Source organism: Myxococcus sp. AB025B, assembly GCF_006518215.1.
Lineage (GTDB): Bacteria > Myxococcota > Myxococcia > Myxococcales > Myxococcaceae > Myxococcus > Myxococcus fulvus.
Genome location: NZ_SRLW01000004.1, coordinates 1 through 23,215, shown reverse-complemented (window position 1 = coordinate 23,215; position 23,215 = coordinate 1). Strand labels below are relative to the sequence as shown.

Sequence of the window (23,215 nt, the reverse complement as noted above, 5' to 3'; positions counted from 1 at the left end):
ACGGGCCGTGCGAGAATCCGCACAGTGATGGATGAGTTCTCGGACCTGACGGCATTCAGGGCGGTGGCGCGCGAGGGCGGATTTCGTGGCGCGGCGCGGGTGACGGGCAGCAGCGCCTCGAGGCTGGGGGACGCCGTCCGCCGGCTGGAGGCACGGCTGGGGGTTCGGCTGCTCCACCGGACGACGCGCAGCGTGACGCTGACGGATGCGGGGGCTCGGCTGCTCGAACGGCTGGAGCCCGCGCTGGGGGAGGTCCGCTCGGCGTTGGACGTGGTCAACGACTTCCGCGGCCGACCGGCGGGGCGGCTGCGGCTCAATGTCCCCATCGCGGCGGCGCGGCTGGTGTTGCCCCGCATCGTGCCGCCGTTCCTGGCGAAGTACCCCGACATCCGCATGGAGGTCATCGCGGAGGAGCGCCTGGTCGACGTGGTGGCCGAGGGCTACGACGCGGGCATCCGCTACGAGGAGCGGCTCGCGCAGGACATGGTGGCGGTGCCCATCGGTCCGCGTGTCCAGCGCTTCGCGGCCGCCGCCTCGCCCGCGTATCTCGCGCGTCGTGGGCGCCCGAGGCATCCAAGAGAGCTCCTGAACCATGACTGCCTGGGCGGTCGGTTCACGAAGGGGCCGCTGCATGCATGGGAGTTCGAGCGCGACGGGGTGACGCTCAACGTCGACCCCAAAGGCCCGCTCATCGTCGGCCTCGGGACAACGACGGACCTGGCCGTGGCCGCCGCCGTGGCGGGGACCGGCATCATCTATGACTTCGAGGACTGGCTTCGTCCTTATATGGACCGGGGCGAGCTGGTCCCCGTACTCGAGTCCTGGTGGCCGAGCTTCTCCGGGCCGGTCCTCTATTATCCCGGCCGCCACCACCTCCCCACGCCGCTGCGCGCGTTCATCGACTTCATCCGGTCGATGAAGACCTGAGCGTTCGCGGCGGGGGCAACGTCCTCCCCAGGTCGAGGGCCTTCCCCTGACGGCCGTGACGGTCCCGGGCGTGAAGCCTCAACCGGGGATGGGGAATCCACTCTCCCGCAAATCGTGCGCGAACGGCGTGTTTGACATTGGTGTGACGCAGGTGGACGCAAAACCTGCGTTGAGAGTGTCTATGTTCGGATGGTTCCGCAGTGTGCATATTCTCAAAGTCAGATTGTCCGGGAGTGCTCTCCATCCCTGTCTGCCAGGGTAGAGATTCATCTGGTATTGCGCGAGTTCCGGGCGTAGAGAGAGATCGCCCGAGCGGCGGAGTCATGGGTTGTTGTATGCGTTGCCGGGTGTGTCGGTAGCAGGGTCAATCGCTGATTCACATGGATTCGTGGGGGCATGCCTGGTGTCGGGCATGTATGTCTTTTGCGACGTCCAGGGTGTCTCCGGTCGTGGACGGAAGACCGCCCGGATGCCAGTGAGGCAGGGAATGGAAGAGCGGGTTGGCGACGTCGACGGGCTGCGGGCGTGGCTCGCGGTCGAGCTGTCCTCGTTGCTGGGGCGTGAGGCGAGCGAGGTGGGGCTCGCGACGCCGTTCTTCCAGATGGGCGTCGACTCGCTCGTCGCGCTCAAGTTGATCTCCCGGCTGTCGGGGGTGCTGGGGCGGCCGCTGTCGCCCACGCTCATCTGGGAGCATCCGACACCCGCGGGGCTGGCGGCCCATCTGCTGGGACCCGAAGTGGCGTCGAAGCCCGGCTGGGACGTGCCCGGCCAGGAGCCCTCGGAGCCTGTCGCCATCGTCGGGCTGGCCTGTCGCTTCCCCTCCGCGCCGGATGCCGAGGGCTTCTGGCGGGTCCTCCAGGAGCGCGTCGACTGCGTGACGGACGTGCCCCCGGAGCGCTGGGCGGCCTCTGCCGGAGCCTGGGAGCGACCTGGCGCGTTCCTCGACACGGTCGACCGCTTCGACCCGGGCTTCTTCGGAATCTCGCCCCGGGAGGCGGGGCAGATGGACCCCCAGCAGCGCTTGATGCTGGAGCTGTCGTGGGAGGCGCTCGAGGACGCGGGCCTCGCGCCCGGGACGCTGCGGGGCTCGCGCACCGGCGTCTTCACGGGGCTGGTCTGGCGCGACTACGCCGACCTCCAGACGCTCCAGGGGGCCTCCGCCTCCCTTCATACCTGCACCGGCCACGCCGGGAGCATCGTGGCGAACAGGGTCTCCTATGTGTTCGGGTTCGAGGGCCCCAGTCTGGCCATCGACACCGCCTGTTCCTCGTCGCTGGTCGCCATCCTCGAGGCCTGTCGCAGCCTGCGCGCGGGCGAGTCGACCCTGGCGCTCGCGGGGGGCGTGCAGCTCAATCTCTCTCCCCGCACGCTCCAGGCCGTCTCTGCCTTCGGTGCGCTCGCGCCGGACGGGCGGTGCAAGACCTTCGATGCGCGGGCCAACGGCTACGGACGCGGAGAGGGCGCGGGCGTCGTCGTCCTCAAGCCCCTGTCGCGCGCCCTGGCGGATGGGGACTCCATCTACTGCGTCATCCGTGGCGGCGCGGTGAACAACGACGGCGCCAGCAACGGGCTGACGGCCCCCAGCCCCAAGGCCCAGGAGCAGTTGCTGCGCGCCGCCTACGGCGCCTCGGGCGTGGACCCCGCGCGGGTGCAGTATGTCGAACTGCACGGGACGGGAACGCCGCTGGGCGACCCGATAGAGGCCCGGGCCCTGGGCGCCGTGCTGGGCGGGGCGGTGCGCGCTTCCGGGCAGCCCCTTCGCGTGGGCTCGGTGAAGACCAACATCGGGCACCTGGAGGCCGCTGCGGGCGTCGCGGGCGTCATCAAGGTGGCGCTCTCCATCCGGAAGCGGCGGCTCCCGGCGAGCCTGCACTTCGAGCAGCCGAACCCGCACATCCCGTTCGAGGCGCTGGGCCTGAGCATGCAGACGGCGCTCACGGCGTGGCCCAGGGACGAGGAGCCCGCGCTGGCGGGCATCAGCTCCTTCGGCTTCGGGGGCACCAACTGTCACCTCGTCGTCGAGGAGCATCTGCCGGGGCCCCGGCGGGCCGTGGAGCCTCCCTTGGTCGTGCCCCGCCCGCCGCTCCCCGGAGGGCCGAGGAAGCTCGCGTTCCTCTTCGCGGGCGCCGGCTCGGCGTGGTGGGGCATGGGGCGGGAGCTGCTCGCGACGCAGCCCGTCTTCCGCGCGCGCTTCGAGGCCTGTGACGCCGTGTACCGGGGGCTCGGGGGCGACTCGCTCGTGGAGGCGTTGCTCGCGCCTCGCCACCGCTCGCGCTTCGAGCGGGGTGAGGTGCAGTTGCCAGTCGTCCTCGCGCTCCAGGTCTCGCTCGCGGCGACGTGGCGGGACTGGGGCGTCGAGCCGAGCGCCGTCATCGGCTACAGCGTGGGCGAGTGGGCCGCGGCGCACGTGGCGGGAATCCTCACGCTGGAGGAGGTCTTCGCGCTCGCGCGCCATTACATCCAGGTGCAGCGGAGCGTGACGGGCGGCGCGGGCATGGGCGTGGTGGGGCTCCCCGCGGCGGAGGTGGAGGCGCGCCTCGCCGGGGCGGGGAGGATTGCCATCGCCTCGGTGAACAGCCCCCGGTCCACGGGCATCGGCGGAGAGCCCTCGGCCCTCCAGGACTTCGCCTCGCGGCTGGTGGCGGAGGGGATTTTCGCGCGCACGGTGGAGATCGACTTCTATGCGCACATCCCCCAGGTGGCGCCGCTCGCGCCGCTCTTCCTGGCGGGCTGTCCGGCGCTGAGGCCGCTGCCGGGGCGCATCCCGATGGTCTCGACGGTGTCGGGCGCGTTCGTCGACGGCGTGTCGCTGGGACCCGGGTACTGGACCGACAACTTCCAGGCGCCCGTGCGGTTCGCCGACGCGGTGAAGACGCTGCTCGACTCCGGGCACGAGGTCTTCCTCGACGTCAACCCGCATCCCATCCACGCGCGCTCGGTGGAGGAGAACATCGCGGCCCACGCGGCGACGGCCACGGTGGTGCAGGGGCTGCAGCGCGGAGCGTCGGACCTGGACGGGCTTCATCGCGCGCTCGACGCGCTCGCCTCGGCGGGCCACGCGATTCGTTGGGAGCGGGTGTTGCCGGAGGCCCCCGTGCCTCCCACCGCCGACGGGGCCGCGGAGCTGTTCGTGCTCTCCGCGAGGACGGAGCCCGCGCTCCGGGAGCAGGCCCGTCGTGTCGCCGGGCAGCTTCGCGGCGCGCCCACGCCCTCGCTCGCGGACCTCTGCGCCACCGCGGGGCTCTGGCGTGACCATCATGCGCACCGGTTGACGTTGGTGGCCCGGACGCGGACGGCGCTGGCGGAGGAGCTCGAGGCGTTCGGCCAGGGGGCGCCTCCTCGGGCCTTCCAGTCCCAGGGGGTGGTCCGACAGGGCGAGGCGCCGCGCGTGGGCTTCGTGTTCTCGGGGCAGGGGGGCTTCCCGCTCGGGGAGAGCACCCGCCTGTTCGAGGAGGAGCCCTGCTTCCGGGAGATGTTCGAGCGCTGCGACCTGGCGTTCCGCGCGCGCACCGGGGCCTCGCTCGTCGAGGCGATGGAGGCCGCGCGGGAGGGGGCCGCTCCGCCGCGCACGGAGGTGGAGCAGCCGCTCCTGTTCGCCTTCCAGGTGTCGCTCGCCGCGCTGTGGGCGGCGTGGGGCATCCGTCCGGACGCGGTGGTGGGGCACAGCATCGGAGAGGTCAGCGCGGCGCACCTCGCCGGCGCGCTGTCGCTTGATGAGGCGATGGCCCTGGTCGTGAGCCGCAGCCGCTTGATGGGGAAGACGGCCGGACGCGGAGGCATGGCCACGGTGGCGACCTCGCTCGAGCGACTGTCGCCGCTGCTCGCGCCTCACGGTGAAGCGCTGTCGGTCGCCGCGCTCAACGGTCCGGAGGACATCGTCGTCTCGGGAGAGCGCGCGTCGCTGGAGTCGCTGCGGGACAGCCTCCAGGCGCAGGGGATTCGCGTCCGGCTCCTGAACGTCGACCACGCGTTCCACAGCGCGCAGATGGACGCGCACCTGGCGGAGCTGGACGACTGCACGCGGGAGCTCGCGCCCAAGGCGCTGGTGACGCCGCTGTACTCCACGGTCCGGGGTGGGCGGGTCCTGGCCTCGGTGCTCGACGCGGACCACTGGCGCGCGAACATCCGGCAGCGGGTCCTGTTCGCGCCGGCCATCCAGGCGATGCTCGCCGACGGCTGCCGCGTCTTCGTCGAGGTCTCCCCGCATCCGGTGCTGTCGCAGCCGCTGGCGCGGACGCTCGAGGCCTCGGGGGTGGAGGGGACGTCGGCGCTGTTCTCCGCGCGCCGTGACCGGCCCCCTCGCATCACGATGCTCGCCGCGTTGGGGGCGCTCCACACGTTGGGGCGCGAGCCCTCGTGGAAGGGCGTCTTCCCCCGTGGGGGCCGGCGGGTGGCGCTGCCGTCCTATGCGTGGCAGCGCGAGCGCTACTGGTTCGACGTCGCGCCCGGGGCCACGCCAGACAAGGGACATCCGCTGCTGGGGCGCGCGGTGGAGGCTCCCCTCGGCGAGGCGCGCTTCGAGTCCTCCCTTCGGGCGGACCGCGTGCGGCTGCTCGCCGACCACCGGCTCTACGGCACGGTGGTGGTCGCGGGCGCGAGCATGGTCGGCATGCTGCTGGAGGCGGCCCGTCGGCTCTGGGGGCCGGAGGGTTGTCGCGTCCAGGATGTGCTGTTCCTGAGTCCCATCGTGATGGAGGACGCCGAGGAGCGGGTCTTCCAGGTGTCCATCGCGGCCGGGGGTGACTTCCGGCTGTCGACCCGGCTCGCGAGCGATGACGCGGAGTCACCGCGCTGGACGCTGCATGCCACGGGGCGACTGGAGCGAAGCGGGGAGGCGCCCTCCGAGGCCGAGCCGCTCGCCGGGCTCGAGGCCCGCTTCGAGGCGCTCCCGTCCATCGAGCGTTTCTATGAGGGCATCGACCGACAGGGCCTGGTGCTGGGGCGACAGTTCCGCTGGCTGGAGGCGGTCTCCCGGGGCGAGAGGGAGGCGCTGGGGCGGCTGCGTCTTCCGGACGAGGGGGATGGCGCGGAGGACTACCGGCTGCATCCGGGGCTCATCGACTCGTGCTTCCAGGTGCTGGGGGCGGTCTCGGGGTTCTCCTCAATCGAGGGGATGGCCTTCGTTCCCATCGGCATCGACCGGTTCGTGCTCCACGGGGCGCAACGTCCGCGGTTCTGTCATCTCGTGCTGCGCTCGGGGACGGGCGCGGTCGACGAGGCCTCGACGGTGGACCTGCGGTTGCTGGACGACGCGGGCGCTGTCGTGGCGGAGGTCCACGGCCTGACGATTCGCCGGGCGCCTCGGGACACGGTCCTGCGGCGAGACACGGGGGCGGCGCCGCTGCGCTTCCAGGTGGAGTGGCAGCCTCGGCCCGCGGCGGCGCTGGCCTCCGCGAGTGAGCCCGTCACCTGGCTCCTCCTCGCGGACCGCGGCGGTTTCGCGGAGGCGCTCGCCCGACAGCTCGAGCTTCGGGGTGCTCGCGTGGAGGTGCTCTCCTCCGACCTCGCACGTCCTGGGGCTCACGGCGACGCGGGTGCTTCAGACGACCACGGTCGCCCTGGTGCACGTGTGGAGGCGCTGTCCTCCGGCAAGGGCGATGAGCGGCGCCTGCTCGAGCGTCTCGACGCGCTCGGTGAATCGACGCGGGCCCGCATCGGAGTCGTCGACCTGCGAGGGCTCGATACGTCCTCGCCACTCGATGGTATCGAGCGTGGGGTCGGGCTCGGCGATTCGACGCGGGCCCGCATCGGAGTCGTCGACCTGCGAGGGCTCGATACGTCCTCGCCACTCGACGGTGTCGAGCGTGGGGTCGGGCTCGTGAGGCTGCTGGCGACCCATGGCGGTGGGACTCCACCGCGCCTGGTCCTGGTGACGCGAGGCGCGCAGGCGACCGGCGCGGAGGAGGGGGCCATCGCCGTCGAGCAGTCGCCGCTCTGGGGCCTGGGCCACGTGGTGGCCCTCGAACACCCCGAGCTGCAGTGTGTGCGCATCGACCTGGACCCGTCCTCTCCTGGAGAGGACGCGGCGCTGCTCGCCCAGGAACTCTCCTCGTCGCAGGATGAGGACCGCGTCGCCTTCCGCTCGGGGCGTCGCCTCGTGGCCCGGCTCGCACGCGCGCGGCTTCCGCGTGAGCCCCGTCCACTGTCTCTCTGCGCCGACGCCTCGTACCTCATCACCGGCGGGCTCGGGGGCCTGGGGCTCGAGGTCGCCCGGTGGATGGTGGACCGGGGCGCGCGTCACCTGGTCCTCCTGGGCCGCCGCGCGCCGGAGCCGCTCGCGCAGGCACGCGTGGACGCGCTGCGGTCCGCTGGCGCGAACGTCACCGTGCGACAGGCCGACGTGTCGTCGCGCGAGCAGGTCGCGCGGGTGGTGTCGGAGTGCCGCGCGGCGATGCCTCCGCTCCGGGGCGTGGTGCATGCCGCGGGCGTCCTCGACGATGGGCTCCTCGTGCTCCAGGACAGGGCGCGGATGGCCGACGTCCTCGCGCCCAAGGTCCAGGGGGCGCTCAACCTCCATCACGAGACCCTCGAGTCGCGCCTCGACTTCTTCGTGCTGTTCTCCTCCGTGAGCGCCGTCTTCGGGACCACGGGACAGGTCAGCTATGCCGCCGCCAATGCCTTCCTCGACGCCCTGGCCCATCACCGGCGCGCCAACGGCCTGACGGCCACGAGCATCAACTGGGGCCCCTGGGCCGAAGTGGGCATGGCCGCGCGGCTGTCCGCCGACGCCGGCAAGTCCTGGTCCGGTTTCGGAGTGGGGATGCTCGCCCCCGCCGCGGCCCTCGCGTCGCTGGAGGGCATCCTCGGCGCCGACCTCACGCAGACGGTGGTGATGGCCACCGGCGGGCGCGCGGCGCGGGAGGGACTGGCTCCCTTCTTCGAGGTCCTCGCGCTTCGTCGCGTCGAGCCCACCCGCTCCGCGCCGCCCTCGACGGTGTTCGCGGGGGCCTCGCCTCGTGAGGCCCGCGCCCGACTGCTCGCGCTGCTCCAGTCGCAGGCCTCGGACGTCCTCGGGCTGTCGTCCTCGTCGCCCATCGACCCGCGTCGACCCCTCCAGGAGCTGGGGCTCGACTCCCTGATGGCGTTGCAGCTGCGCAACGCCTTGTCCGCCGCGCTCGGTCGTTCCCTCCCCGTCACGTTGTTGTTCGACCACCCGAGCCTGGAGCAGCTGCTCGACTTCCTGGGGCGCGAGCTCCCCTCCGCCGACGCGGCGGCCTCGGAGCCGGCGCCTCGGGCCGTGAAGCCACGCAGGGCGGCCGTGGACGGCGCGGAGCCCATCGCCGTGGTGGGGATGTCCTGCCGGCTGCCCGGTGGGGTCCGGAGCCCGGAGGACTACTGGCGCCTGCTCGCAGACGGCGTGAACGCGGTGCGCGAGGTGCCCGCTTCGCGCTGGGCGCTCGACGACTGGTACGACGCGGACCCGGAGGTCCCCGGCAAGACGTACTCGCGACACGGCGGCTTCATCGACGACATCGACGCGTTCGACGCCTCGTTCTTCGGCATCTCCGGCGCGGAGGCCCGGTCGATGGACCCGCAGCAGCGCATGTTGCTGGAGCTGAGCTGGGAGGCGCTGGAGCGCGCGGGCATGGCGGTGGAGCGGCTCAAGGGGACCCCCACCGGGGTGTTCCTGGGCATCTGCCTGAGCGACTACGCGCTGCTGGAACTCAACGCCGCCGATGCTCGCGGCATCAACGCCTACTCGGGCTCCGGTGGCGTGCTGAGCGTGGCGGCCGGACGCATCGCGTATGCGCTGGGCCTGGAGGGCCCCACCTTCGCCGTCGACACCGCCTGCTCCTCGTCCCTGGTCGCCACGCACCTGGCCTGCCAGAGCCTGCGGGACGGGGAGTGTGACGTCGCGCTCGTGGGCGGCTCCAACCTGCTGCTCTCGCCGCGCATGACGGTGTACTTCTCGAAGCTGAAGGCGCTGTCCCCGGACGGCGCCTGCAAGGCCTTCGACCGCTCCGCCAATGGCTATGTGCGAGGAGAGGGCGCGGGCGTGGTGGTCCTCAAGCGCTTGTCGGAGGCGCTCGCGGAGGGCGACCCCGTCCTCGCCGTCATCCGGGGGACGGCCGTCAACCAGGATGGCCGCTCGAATGGCCTCACGGCGCCGAGCAGGCCCGCCCAGGAGCGCGTCATCGAGAGCGCCCTGCGACAGGGTGGCGTCGCCCCGCAAGACGTCGGCTACGTCGAGGCGCACGGCACCGGGACGTCCCTGGGTGACCCCATCGAGGTGCAGGCGCTCGCGGCGGTCCTCGGGCGTGGGCGCCCCGCCTCCTCGCCGCTGGGAATCGGCTCGGTCAAGACGAACCTGGGACACCTGGAGGGCGCGGCGGGAATCGCCAGCCTCATCAAGGCCATCCTCGCGCTTCGCCAGGGCGAGCTGCCGCGCAGTCTCCACTTCAAGGAGCCCAGCCCCCACATCCCCTGGGCCGAGCTGCCCGTCGAGGTGATCTCCGAGCACCGCGCGTGGCAGGTCCCGGACGGGGCGCGGCGCATCGCCGGGGTCAGCTCGTTCGGCTTCAGCGGGACCAACGCCCACGTGGTCCTCGAGGAGGCCCCGAAGCGTGAGCCTGGGGCAGAGGCCCCGGCGTCCGTGGAGCGTCCCGAATTGCTCATCCTGTCGGCCCGCTCGGCGGAGTCCCTGCGCGAGGCCGCGGGACGTCTGTCCGCGACGCTGACCGGAGGCGACGGCGCGGCCTGGCGCGACCTCTGTTACTCCACGAGCTGTCGTCGGAGTCACCACGAGCATCGGCTCGCCGTGGTGGCTCGTTCCCGAAGCAGCGCCGCGGAGGCGCTGGAGGCCTTCCTTCGTGGCTTGTCGCACCCGGACGTCACGTCCGGCTATGCCCTCCCCGGCGCGGCCCCCAGGGTCGTCTTCCTGTTCACCGGACAGGGAGGGCAGTGGTCCGGCGCGGGGCGCGCGCTCCTCGAGGAGGAGCCCGTCTTCCGCGAGGCCCTGCGGTCCGTGGACGCCGTGCTGATGAAGCTCGCGGGCTGGTCCGTCATCGAGGAGCTGCGGCGCGAGCAGCCCCGCTTCGAGCTGGCCCACATCTCCCAGCCCGCGCACTTCGCGCTCCAGGCGGCGCTCGTGGCGCTCCTGCGCTCCTGGGGGTTGGAGCCCGACGCGGTCCTGGGGTCCAGCATCGGAGAGGTGGCGGCGGCACACGCGGCCGGGGTCCTCTCGGTCGAGGACGCGATGCGCATCACCCTCGAGCGCAGCCGCATCCTCGCGGCCATCGCGGGGAGTGGCGCGATGAGCGCGGTGGAGCTCTCCGAGGCGGAGGCCGCCGAGGCCATCGCGGCGCAGGGCACGCGGCTGTCCATCGCCGCGCTCAACAGTCCGACGTCGGTGCTCCTGTCCGGTGACGCGGGAGCGATGGAGGAGGTGCTCGGCGCGCTGACGGCGCGCGGCGTCTCCTGTCGTCGGCTCGGCCTGGACTACGCCTCGCACAGCCACGCGGTGGAGCCCCACCTGGAGGCGCTGCGACAGGCGCTGGAGGGGCTGAGCCCTCGGTCCGAGACGCTCCCCCTCTTCTCCTCGGTCACCGGCCTGCGCGCGGAGGGGCGGGACCTCGACCGCGACTACTGGGCCCGCAACCTCCGGCAGCCCGTGCGCTTCGCCCCCGCCATCTCCGCGCTCGCGAGCGAAGGCCATTCGCTCTTCGTCGAGATTGGACCCAACGCGGTCCTGTCGCGTCCGGTGCAGCAGTGCTTCCAGCAGGCGGGCGGGAGCGCGACGGTGGTGTCCGCGCTGCGCCGGGGAGAGGCCGAGCGTCACACCCTGCGCGCGCTGCTGGGCGGTCTGTTCGTCGCGGGCGTCTCGCCAGCCTGGGAGCGGCTCTTCCCGGAGGGCGGGGCGTTGGTGCCGCTGCCGTCCTATCCCTGGCGCAAGGAGCGCTACTGGGTCGCGAGCCCGGCTCCCGCCGCCTCGAGGCCCGCCTCCACGCAGGAGGTACTGCCCCTGCACGGGCGCCGCGTGCGCTCTCCGCTGGCGGAGACGCTGTTCGAGGTGGAGCTGTCGGTGGAGCGGATGCCATTGCTGGGCGAGCACCTGCTGCACGGCGCGGTGGTGGTCGCGGGGGCCGGGCATGTCTCGATGGTGCTCTCCGCGCTCCAGTCGCTCCAGGGCACCGCGCCGATTCGTCTGGCCGACATCGTCTTCCCGCGTGCGCTCGTGGTGGAGGCGGGGCTCGGGCGTCCCGTCTCGGTGGTGGTGGGAGCGGAGCAGTCGGGACGCGCCTCCTTCCGCATCCAGAGCCAGGAGGCGGGGGGCGACTGGGTGCTCCACGCGGAGGGCAAGGTGCTGCGCTCCGGCGCGCCGCGAGTCGACGCGGCGGTGTCGCTGGAGCAGCTGCGCGCGCGATGTCCGACCCCCCTGGAGGTGGCGCGGGTCTACGAGACGATGGATGCCGAGGGGATCTCGCTCGGGCGGCGCTTCCGCTGGGTCGAGCAGCTGTGGCAGGGGGAGCGGGAGGCGTTGGGACGCATGCGCGCGCCGGAGCCCGAGGACCGGCAGCCGGCGACACCGTTGCACCCCGGGTTGCTCGACTCCCTCTTCCATGTCCTGCGCGGCGTCCCGGGCGTCGTGCGCGATGACGGCGTGCCCCTGATTCCCGTGGGCATCGAAGGTGTGGTCTTCCTGTCGCCGCCTCGCGGCACGCTCTGGGCGCACGCCATGCCGCGGCCCGGGAGCGGCCAGGAGGGCGAGACGCTGAGCGCCGACTTCCGCCTCTTCGGTGAGGACGGGGGGACGGTCGCGTGGGTGGAGGGGCTCGTCGTCCGGCGCGCCCCCCGCGAGGCCTTCACGAGGGAGCGTGTGCGTGCGCCCGGCCAGGACCTGTTCCAGGTCCGTTGGCGACCGGCGCCTGCCGTCACGGCTCCGACGCGGGAGACGGGACCCTGGCTGCTCCTGACGGACCGTGGAGGTGTCGGCGCCGCGGTGGCGGAGCGGCTGGGGGCGGAGGGCTCGCCGTGCCAGGTGATGGCGGCCCCTGAGTCGACGGAGTCGGAGGCGTCGCTGCTGGGCCGATTGGAAGCGGCGCTCGGCGCGGGCCCCTGTCGCGGGGTGATGTACCTGGCGGCGCTCGATGTCGGCGCCCTGGAGCCCGGGAGCGAGGCGCGGGTCACCACCGAGGTCCTGGTCGGCGCGGTGCGGGTCCTCCAGGCCCTGACGCAGCTGAAGCGCGCGGTGCCCCCCCGGCTGTGGCTCGTCACGCGGGGCGCCCAGTCGACGGACGCGCGGCACGCGCTCTCGCTGGCCCAGGCGCCGCTCTGGGGGCTCGGGGCCACGCTGCGCCACGAGCACCCGGAAGTCCGCTGCACGCTCGTGGACCTGGACCCCGCGCCGGCCGCGGACACGGTGCATTCGCTGTGCACGGAGCTGCGGCTCCTGGATGGCGAGGACCGCGTCGCGTGGCGGGACGGCGCGCGGCTCGCCCAGCGACTCCAGTCCCTGGAGGTCATCCCGGAGCCCGGCCCCGTGCCGGTCGTCGCGGACGCGACGTACCTCATCACGGGGGGCCTGGGCGGGCTGGGGCTGCGGTGCGCGCGGTGGCTCGCGAAGGAGGGCGCGCGGCACCTGGCGCTCCTGGGGCGCAACGCGCCTTCCGAGGAGGCCCGCGTCGTGCTCCAGGCCCTCGCGGCGGAGGGCGTCTCGGTGCGTGTGCTCGCGGCGGACGTGGGCGAGCAAGCGTCCCTCGCGCGTGCGCTCTCGGAGCTGCGCGCGGACATGCCTCCGCTTCGGGGTGTCATCCACGCGGCGGGGCTGCTCGACGATGCGTTGCTGGCGAGCCAGGAGCGCGAGCGCATCGAGCGGGTCCTGCGGCCGAAGGTCGCGGGGGCGCTCCACCTGGACCAGCAGACGCGAGCGGACCCGCTCGACTTCTTCGTGATGTTCTCCTCCATCGCCGCGCTGCTCGGCGGGGTGGGGCAGGCGAACTACAGCGCCGCGAACGCCTTCCTGGATGCGCTGGCCGCCGAGCGGCGGGCGCGTGGACTGCCCGCGTGCTCGCTGGCGTGGGGCCCCTGGGCGGAGGTCGGACTCGCCGCGGCGCGCGCCGACCGGGGCGCCCGGCTGGAGGCCCTGGGCCTGGAGAGCCTCGCGCCGGACGAAGGCGTGGCCATCCTCGGCAGGCTCCTGCGAGGAACGACCGAGACGCACGTGGGCATCGCCCGCATCGACTGGGCGAAGTGGGGACAGGTCTATCCCTCGGCGGACCACGCCTCGCTCCTGACCGACTTCCTCCTCCGCGCGCGGCCCCGGGCCCCGGGCACGGCGGTGGCCGAGGGACTTCCCGCGCTCCACGAGCTGGCCCGGATGACCCCCGAGGCGCGTCGGGCGCGCGTCGACGGCTCGCTGCGGCGCGAGGTGGTCTCGATGCTGGCCCTCCCTGGAGACCTGGCCGACGGCCGCCTGCCGCTGGTCCGCTTCGGCTTCGACTCGCTGATGGGCATGAAGCTCAAGGCGCGGCTGGAGCTGGCGCTGGGGGTCTCGGTGCCGGCCGTGAAGCTGTTGAGCGGCCTGAGCTTCGACGACCTCGTGGCGCTCGTCCTCGAGAGCCTCGACGCCGTGCCGCCTCCGCCGGAGGTGGCCCTGGATGACCCGATGGAGGAGTTCCAATTTTGAATGCCACCGAACTGATTGCCGAGCTGACGCGCCTGGGTGTGGAGCTCAAGGTCGAGGGCGAGCACCTCCGGGTCCGCGCCGCGCGCAACGTCATCACGCCCGAGCTGCAGCAGCACATCGCCGCCCGGAAGGCGGAGGTGCTCGAGCTGCTCCGACGCCAGGGCGAGGCCCTCCGCTCCGAGCAGGAGCACGCGCCCTTCCCGCTGACCGAAATCCAGGAGGCCTATCTGGTCGGACGCGGCACCGACTTCGGCGTCGGCGGCATCTCCTGCCACCTGTACCACGAGCTCGACGGCCAGGCGCTGGACGTGGAGCGGCTGTCGCGCGCGTGGCGGCGCCTCATCGAGCGGCACGCCATGCTGCGCGCCGTGGTGCTCCCGTCGGGGGAGCAGCGCGTGCTGGAGCAGGTGCCGTCCTTCTCCATGCCCGTGCTGGACCTGCGTGGACAGGCGCGGGACGTCGTCGAGGCGAAGCTCGCCGGGATTCGCCAGGAGCTCTCCAACCGCTCCGTGCCGCTGGGGCAGTGGCCCACCTTCGAGCTGCGCGCGACGCTGCTCGATGGGAACCGCACGCGCATCCACCTGGACATCGACGCCATCACGATGGACGCCGCCGCCGTGCTCGCGCTCCTCGAGGAGTGGCGCGAGCTGTACGCGGCGCCGGAGAAGGTGCTGGAGCCGGTCCCGGTGTCCTTCCGGGAGCACGTGCTCGCGGAGCTCTCCGCCCGCGATACGACGGCCTACCGGAGCGCCGAGGCCTACTGGCGCGCGCGCCTGGATGACCTGCCGGAAGCCCCGGTGCTGCCCCTGGCCACGCCTCCCGAGCAGTTGGTGCGCCCCGCGTTCCGGCGGCTGGGCGGAAGCCTGGACGCGAGGCGATGGGAGCGGCTGAAGGAGCGGTCCGCGCAAGCCGGGCTGACCCGCTCCGGCGTGGTCTGCGCCGCGTTCGCGGAGGTGCTCGCCGCATGGAGCGAGAGCGCCCGCTTCTGCCTCAACCTCACGCTCTTCAGGCGTCTGCCCATCCACCCGGCCATCGACCAGGTGGTCGGTGACTTCACGACGAACGTGCTGCTCGAGGTCGACGGGCGCGGCACGTCGTTCACCCAGCGCGCGGTCCAGCTCCGCGAGCAGCTTGCCCGGGACCTCGAGCACCTGCTCTTCAGCGGCATGCGGGTGATGCGCGAGCGCGCGAGGCGGCGCGAAGGTGCCGCGGGAGCGCTCATGCCCATCGTCTTCACGAGCCTGCTGGGACACAGGCCCGGCGGCGCGGGCGCGGGCTCGCCCTTCGGGTGGCTGGGCGAGACGGTCCACGGCATCACCCAGACGCCGCAGGTGTGGCTCGACCACCAGGTCCGGGAGGAGGACGGGGCGCTGCGCTACTCCTGGGACAGCCCGGAGGGGCTCTTCCCCGCGGGCATGCTCGAGGACGCCTTCGCGGCCTACGAGTCCCTGCTCGGTCGGCTCGCGGAGGAGGACGCCGTCTGGGAGGCGCGCTCCCCGGTGCGACTGCCGGCCGCGCAGGCCGCGCGCCGTGAGGCGTTCAACGCCACCGCGTCGCCCATCCCCGAGGCGCGCCTGGAGGCGCTCTTCCTGGCCCAGGCACGACGCGCCCCCTCGCACGCCGCGGTGGTGAGCGCGGAGCGGACGCTGAGCTACGCGGAGCTCCGTGGACACGCGGGCGCGCTGGCGACCCGACTGGCCGAACTGGATGCGCGGCCCGATGGCTTGGTGGCGGTCATCCTGGAGAAGGGCTGGAGGCAGGTGGTCGCGGTGACGGCCATCCCACTGGCCGGGGCGGCCTATCTCCCCATCGACCCCGCGCTGCCGGACGAGCGCCGCCGGCTCCTCCTTCAGGAGGGGAAGGTGCAGGTCGTGGTGACGGAGCCGGGGCTGGCGGAGCGGTTCGCGTGGCCGGAGGGCGTCCGGGTGGTGAGCATCCCGGACAGCGCGACCGGGGAGCCGCCGCACGCGCCGGCACGTTCGCCGGCGGACCTGGCGTATTGCATCTACACCTCGGGTTCGACGGGGCGCCCCAAAGGGGTGATGGTCGAGCACCGCGCCGCGGCGAACACGCTCCAGGACATCAACACCCGCTTCGGGGTCGGCCCGGAGGACCGGGTCTTCGGCCTGTCGTCGCTGGGCTTCGACCTGTCGGTCTACGACATCTTCGGGAGCCTGGCGGCGGGCGCGACGCTCGTGCTGCCCGAGCCCGACGCGACATGGGAGCCGGCGAGCTGGCTGCGGTGGCTGCGCGAGGCGCGCGTGACGGTGTGGAACTCCGTCCCGACGCTGATGGAGATGCTGGTGGACCTGGTGGAGACACGCGGTGAGCGCCTCCCGGAGTCCCTGCGCCTGGTGTTGATGAGCGGTGACTGGATTCCCGTCACGCTGCCGGACCGCATCCGCCGCTTGTCCCGCGACATCCAGGTCATCAGCCTGGGCGGGGCGACCGAGGGCGCGGTCTGGTCCATCCTGCACCCCATCACCCAGGTCGAGCCCGGGGCGCGCAGCATCCCCTACGGCCGGCCGATGCTGAACCAGCGCTTCCATGTGCTCGACGAGGCGCTGGCGCCGCGGCCGGAGCACGTGCCGGGCGACCTCTTCATCGGAGGCGCCGGCCTGGCCCGGGGCTACTTCGGCGACGAGGAGCTGTCGCGCGCGCGCTTCTTCACGCACCCAGACACCGGCGAGCGCCTCTACCGCACGGGCGACCTGGGCCGCTTCCTGCCCGGTGGATACATCGAGTTCCTGGGCCGCAAGGACTTCCAGGTCAAGGTCGCCGGCCACCGCATCGAGCTGGGCGAAATCGAGGCCGCGCTCTGCCGCCATCCCGCCCTCCGCGAGGCCGTCGTCGCCGCGCCCGGGGAGCGCACGCAGCGCAAGCTGGTGGGCTACGTCGTCCCCATGGAGGGGCAGCCCGCGCCCACGGACGACGCGCTGCGGGAGTTCCTGGGCAGGACGCTGCCGCACTACATGGTGCCGGGCGTCTTCATGCGGCTGCGGGCGCTGCCGCAATCGGCGAACGGCAAGGTCGACCGCAAGGCGCTGCCCACGCCGGTGGAGGAGCCCGTCCACGGCGCGCTGCCCCTGGAGGCGCGCGGCGGGGAGGTCTTCACGCGAATCACCCGCCTCGTCGCCGAGGTCCTCAAGCGCCCCAGCGTCGAGCCGGAGGCGTCGCTGCTCCAGCTTGGCGCCACGTCGGTGGAGCTCATCAAGCTCGCGACGATGTTGGAGCAGGCCTTCGGGAGCCGGCCCCGGATGTCGGAGTTCCTCACGCTGCGCAACACCGCGGACATCGTCGCCTACTACACCCGGCACCCGCCGGCGGAGGCCCCACCCGCGAGCGCGAAGGTGGAGGAGGGGTTGCTGCTGGACCCCGAGCAACGCGAGGCCTGGAAGCGCGCGCGCCACGGCGTCCGCACCTTCGATGCGGGGACGCCCGTGGTCCCGATGGCCGGGCTCTCCGAGGGCGAGGCGCGGCGCCGTCACCTGGAGCGCTCCAGCCACCGGACCTTCTCGTCCGAGCCCGTGGAGGCCCAGGCGCTGGGGCGCCTGCTGTCGTGTCTGCGCTCGCTCGAGGTCGGAGGGCGCTCCAAATACCAGTACGGCTCGGCGGGGAGCGCGTACGGCGTCCAGCTGTACCTCCACGTGAGCGCCGGACGGGTTCGGGGGCTCGAGGCGGGCGCGTACTACCACGAGCCGGCGCGCCACGCGCTGGTGCGGCTCTCGGCGGTGGACGCGCTCGACGCCAGCCTCCACGCGCCCACCAACCGGTCCATGTTCGCCAGCTCCGCGTTCTCGCTCTTCCTGGTGTGTGACAGGCGCGCCATCGCGCCGCTCTACGGCGAGAAGTGGCGGGACTTCGCGCTGCTCGAGGCGGGGCTCATCTCGCAGTTGCTGGAGCTGCGCGCCGCGGAGCAGCAGCTCGGGCTCTGCCAGGTGGGGGAGCTGCGCTTCGACGACCTCCGCGCCGCGTTCCGGTTGGAGGAGCCGCACGTGTACCTGCACAGCCTGGTGGGCGGCGCCATCGCTTGGGAAGAGGGGGCGTTGTGAAGACGGCCGAGTTCATCGTCGAGCTTCAGCGGCAGGGCATCGAGCTGTGGGTGGAGGGCGAGGCGCTGCGGTTCCGCGCGCCTCCGGGCCACGTCACGGACGAGGTGCGCGCGGCGCTGCGTGAGCGCAAGCACCAGCTCGTGGAGCACCTGAGCGCCACCTCCCGCGTGGCGGAGGTCCAGGCCGCGGTCGTCCCACCGCCGGAGGACGCGCGCTTCTCGCCGTTCCCCCTCACCGACATCCAGAACGCCTACTGGGTGGGGCGGCAGGACGCGTTCGACGCGGGCGGCGTCGCGGCGCACAGCTACCTGGAGCTCGCGTTCGACGCGCTGGACCCCGCCCGCCTCGAGCGGGTGCTCCAGCGGCTCATCGCGCACCACGACATGCTGCGCATGGTGGTGCTGCCCACGGGCGAGCAGGTGGTCCTGGCGTCCGTGCCGCCGTTCCGCGTCACGACGTACGACCTCCGCGCGGCCCCGGCCGGGAGCGTCGACGCGCACCTCGCGGCGATTCGCGCGGAGCTGTCCCATCAGGTGCTGCCGGCCGACCGCTTCCCGCTCTTCGAGGTCCGCGCCTCCCAGCTCCCAGGGGGACAGGTCCACGTGCACATCAGCCTGGACCTGCTCGTGGCGGACGCCTTCAGCGTGCAGCTGCTCATCGAGCAGTGCGTGGTGCTGTACCAGGACCTGGAGGCGCCGCTCGCGCCGCTGAAGCACACCTTCCGCGAGTACTTCGCCGCCGCCGCGCGACGTCGCGAGCAGGGGGCCCAGGCCTATCAGCGCGCGCTGGAGTACTGGCGCGGCCGGCTGGCGACGCTGCCCGGTCCGCCCGAGCTGCCGCTCGCCGCCGACCCGGGCACCCGGGGACCTCGTCGCTTCTCCCGCCGCAAGGGCGGCCTGGAGCCCGCCGCGTGGAAGACCTTCCGCGAGCGCGCCGCCGCGGCGGGGGTGACGGCGTCCATGGCGCTGGCCGCGGCCTATGGCGAGGTGCTGCGCGCCCACGGCCGCGGCCAGCGGCTGACGCTCAACCTGACGCTCTTCAACCGGCTGCCGTTGCTCGAGGACGTGGAGCGCATCGTCGGCGACTTCACCTCGGGCATCCTGCTGGAGGTGGACGGCTCCCAGCCGGAGTCCTTCGCCCAGCGCGCCCGGCGACTGCAGGGGCAGCTCTTCGACGACCTGGAGCACTCCATCGTGTCGAGCGTGCAGGTCCTGCGCGAGGCGGCCCGGCTCGGCCGTCTGGACACGGGGATGGGCATGCCCTTCGTGTTCACGAGCCTGCTGTCGGAGACGGGGCGCTCGCTGCGGATGGGCGAGGGCGTGCGAATCGTGGAGGTCGTCAGCCAGACGCCGCAGGTGTGGCTGGACCACCAGGTCTTCGAGCTCAACGACGCGCTGTACTTCAGCTGGGACTCCGTCGACGCGCAGTTCCCCCAGGGGTTGATGGACGCGCTCTTCGGGGCCTATGTCCGGCTCCTGCGCCGGCTGGTGGAGGACCCATCCGCCTGGGAGGCCCCCGCGCGGCAGCCGCTCCCGGCCGAGCAGCTCGCGCGACGGGAGGCCTACAACGCCACGGGGCGGCCCGTCCCGTCGGAGCGGATGGAGACGCTCTTCCTGCGTCAGGCGGCCACGCGGCCCCAGGCACCCGCCATCATCGCGGGCGACAAGGTGCTCACCTACGGAGCGCTGGAGCGGCGCTCGGCGCGGCTCGCGTCGTGGCTCGTCGCCCGGGGCGCGCGGCCCGAGCGCCTGGTGGCCATCGTCGCGGAGAAGGGCCCGGAGCAGGTGCTCTCCGCGCTCGCCATCCTGCGCGCGGGCGCGGCCTATCTGCCGTTGGACCCGGGCCTGCCGACCGGGCGGCTCCACGAGCTGCTGCGGGACGCGCGCGTCGATCTCGTGCTCACGCAGGCGCACCTCGACGCGTCGCTCACCTGGCCCGAGGGGCCCCGACGGCTCGCGGTGGACCTGGACGGCGCGCTCGACGTCGGGGACGCGGAGCCCCCCGCCGTGCGAGGCAATGGCCTCGCGTATGTCATCTACACCTCGGGTTCGACGGGGCGGCCCAAGGGGGTGATGATCGACCACCAGGGCGCGGTGAACACCCTGGTCGACATCAACGAGCGCTTCGGGGTGGGGCCCGAGGACCGGGTGTTCGCGCTCTCGTCGCTCAGCTTCGACCTCTCGGTCTACGACGTCTTCGGGACGCTCGCGGCGGGGGCGGCCATCGTGATGCCGGCGCCCGGCACGCTGCGCGACCCGGGCCACTGGCTGTCGGTCCTCACCGAGGGCCGGGTGACGGTGTGGAACTCGGTTCCGGCGCTGATGGAGATGCTCATCGAGTTCGTCGAGGGCGCGGGGCAGCGCCTGCCGGACTCGCTGCGCCTGGTGATGATGAGCGGGGACTGGATTCCCGTCACGTTGCCCGAGCGCATCCGGAGCCAGCGCGCGGGCATCGAGCTGGTGAGCCTGGGCGGCGCGACGGAGGCGTCCATCTGGTCCATCCTGTATCGGATTGGCGAGGTCGACCGCGCGTGGCGGAGCATCCCCTACGGCCACCCGATGGTGAACCAGCGCTTCCACGTGCTGGACGACGCGCTCGAGCCCTGCCCCGAGTGGGTGGCGGGGCAGCTCTACATCGGCGGGGTGGGACTGGCGCTGGGCTACCACGGCGACGCGGAGCGCACCGCCGCCCGCTTCATCGTCCACCCGCGAACCGGTGAGCGCCTCTACGCCACCGGTGACTTGGGGCGCTTCCTGCCGGACGGGAACATCGAGTTCCTCGGCCGTGAGGACTTCCAGGTCAAGATCCAGGGGCACCGCATCGAGCTGGGCGAAATCGAGGCCGCGCTCGATTCACACCCAGCCGTGAGAGGGGCCGTGGTCAAGGCGCTCGGCAAGCCGGGGGGACCGCGGCGCCTGGTGGCCTATGTCGTCCCGGACGCCACGATTCCGACCCACGTCCTCGAGAAGGAGCCCTCGGACGCGACGCTGGACGAGGCGCATGAGCCGGAGCCTCGACTGGGCGTCATCTCCGACCCCATCGCGCGCCTCGAGTTCAAGCTGAAGGGGCCTGGGCTGCGGACGGATGTCGGCGCCCGTGAGTCCATCGCGCTCGCGAAGCCGGTCCTCGACGCCGCGCGGCTCCAGGCCGTCGTCGACCGGCGCAGTCACAAGTCCTTCCGCTCGAGCCCCGTCTCCGTCGGACAGCTCTCCGAGTTGTTGAGCTGCCTGATGCAGGTCCAGCTCGAGGACTCGCTGCTCCCCAAGTACCGCTACGCGTCGGCGGGAGGGCTCTATCCGGTGCAGGTCTACCTGCACGTCAAGGCCGGGCGGGTCCAGGGGCTCGCGGGCGGGACGTACTACTACCATCCGAAGCAGCACGCGCTGGTGCTGCTCTCGCCGGACGTGGTCATGAGCCGCGTCCAGCACGCGCCGGGAAACCGGGCCACCTTCGACGACGCGGCGTTGTCCGTGTTCCTCGTCGGCCAGCTCGACGCCATCCAGCCGCTGTACGGAGACCTCGCGCGGGACTTCTGTCTGCTCGAGGCGGGCTACATCGCCCAGCTCCTGATGGGCTCGGCGGTGGGAGGCGAGCTGGGCCTGTGTCCGATTGGTGGCCTGGACTTCGAGCCGCTGCGCCAGCAGCTCGCGCTGGACGCGGGGCATGTCCTCCTGCACAGCTTCCTGGTCGGGGGCGTCGGCGCCTCGGTGAAGAAGGCCACGCCCGCGACGCGCTCGGCCCCGGCGACCTCGCTCCCCGAGGAGCTGCGGCGTCACCTGGTCGCCCGGCTCCCGGACTACATGGTCCCCACGTCCTTCGTGCTGATGGACGCGCTGCCGCTGACGTCCAACGGCAAGGTGGACCGCGACGCCCTGCGTGAGCCGAGCGACAGCGCGCAGGTGGCGCTGCCCGCGTCCCGTGCGCCGCGCACGGAGGTGGAGCGCTCCCTGGCCACCATCCTCCAGGAGGTGCTCCACCTGGACGAGGTGGACATCCACCGCAACTTCTTCGACCTGGGGGGCACGTCGGTGCAGATCGTCCAGGTCCACCGGCGGCTGCGGGAGCGGCTCCATGTGGACCTGCCCATCGCGCAGATGTTCCGGTTCACCACCGTCAGCGCGCTGGCGGAGTACGTGTCGACGCGGGGCACCGAGGCGCGACGCGAGCCTGTCCGTGAGGCGCCGCGTCCGAAGGCCGTGCCCGTGCCGAGCGCGCGTCCGGACCCCGCGCTGGAGTCGGCCATCGCCATCGTCGGGATGTCGGGCCGGTTCCCCGGCGCGAGGAACCTGGCGGAGTTCTGGCGGAACCTGTGTGACGGGGTCGAGTCGGTCTCGTTCTTCACGGAGGAGGAGCTGCGCGGCTCGGTGCTGGAGCCCTCGCACCTGGAGGACCCTCGCTACGTCCGGGCCGGCGCGGTGCTCGACGACGTGGAGCTCTTCGACGCCGAGCACTTCGGGCTGATGCCGAAGCAGGCCCGGCTCACGGACCCTCAGCACCGCATCTTCATGGAGTGTGTGTGGGAGGCCATCGAGGACGCGGGCTATGACCCGAAGCGCCTCCAGTCGCTGGTGGGCGTCTATGCTGGCTCCATCATCAGCAACTACCTCCTGTTCCACCTCGGCTCGTCGGTGGGGAGAGAGGGCGCGGTCCGAGACCTGCAGACGCTGATTGGGAACGACAAGGACTACCTGGCGACGCATGTCTCGTATCGGCTCGGACTGAAGGGGCCGAGCATCAGCGTCCAGACGGCGTGCTCCTCGTCGCTGGTGGCCGTCCACCTGGCGAGCCAGGCGCTGCGCAACCGCGAGTGCGACCTGGCGCTCGCTGGTGGCGTGGCCGTGCGGTTGCCGCAGCGCTCCGGCTATCTCTACGAGCAGGGCGGCATCCTCTCCCCGGATGGTCACTGCCGTGCGTTCGACGCGGACGCCCAGGGCACCCTCTTCGGAAGTGGCGCGGGTGTGGTGGTGCTCAAGCGCCTCGCCGACGCGCTGGCGGATGGCGATTGCATCCGCGCCGTCATCCGCGGCTCGGCGGTCAACAACGACGGCTCGGTGAAGGTTGGCTACACGGCGCCGAGCCAGGAGGGTCAGGCCGCGGTCATCGCCTCCGCGCTGACGGCCGCGGGCGTGAGCCCCCGCAGCATCGGCTACATCGAGACGCACGGGACGGGCACGCCGCTGGGCGACCAGATCGAGTTCGCCGCGCTCCAGCAGGCCTTCGGTGCCGACGCCGACGCGGTGGGCGTCTGTCCCATCGGCTCGGTGAAGACCAACGTGGGGCACCTGGAGGTCGCGGCGGGCATCGCCGGGCTCATCAAGACGGTGCTGTCGCTGCAGCACCGACGCCTTCCTCCCAGCCTGAACTTCAAGGCACCTCACCCGCAGCTCGACTTCGCGCACAGCCCCTTCTTCGTGAACACGCGGCTCGCGGAGTGGCGCGCCGCCTCGACGCCGCGCCGCGCCGGCGTGAGCTCGTTCGGCATCGGCGGGACGAACGCGCACGTGGTGCTGGAAGAGGCGCCGGAGGTGGAGAGGAAGGGTGGGGCGGAGAGGCCGAGGCACGTGCTGGCGCTGTCAGCGAGGAGCGAGAAGGCACTGAGGGAGCTTGCGGG

Annotated in this window: 4 protein-coding genes; all 4 read left to right on the top strand. The window is 72.6% G+C overall.

The window, feature by feature from the left end; genetic code table 11:
• The first annotated feature begins 27 nt into the window (after window positions 1-27).
• Complete coding sequence (locus FL311_RS01165; RefSeq protein WP_141322948.1) at window positions 28-927, top strand: LysR family transcriptional regulator; 900 nt, start codon at window positions 28-30, stop codon at window positions 925-927.
• 487 nt (window positions 928-1,414) lie between these two features.
• Window positions 1,415-13,552 (top strand): type I polyketide synthase, encoded by a 12,138-nt coding sequence (locus FL311_RS01160; protein ID WP_194868995.1) that lies wholly within the window; start codon window positions 1,415-1,417, stop codon window positions 13,550-13,552.
• Complete coding sequence (locus FL311_RS01155; protein ID WP_141322946.1) at window positions 13,549-17,604, top strand: non-ribosomal peptide synthetase; 4,056 nt, start codon at window positions 13,549-13,551, stop codon at window positions 17,602-17,604. Before FL311_RS01160 ends, FL311_RS01155 begins: the two co-directional genes overlap by 4 nt.
• A partial coding sequence (locus FL311_RS01150) for a non-ribosomal peptide synthetase (protein WP_141322945.1) occupies window positions 17,601-23,215 on the top strand: 5,615 nt, incomplete at its 3' end. The genes FL311_RS01155 and FL311_RS01150, both read left to right, overlap by 4 nt.

Coding starts and splice junctions, on each gene's coding strand:
- FL311_RS01160 (WP_194868995.1), top strand. CDS start 1,415: ATGGAAGAGCGGGTTGGCGACGTCGACGGGCTGCGGGCGTGGCTCGCG.
- FL311_RS01165 (WP_141322948.1), top strand. CDS start 28: ATGGATGAGTTCTCGGACCTGACGGCATTCAGGGCGGTGGCGCGCGAG.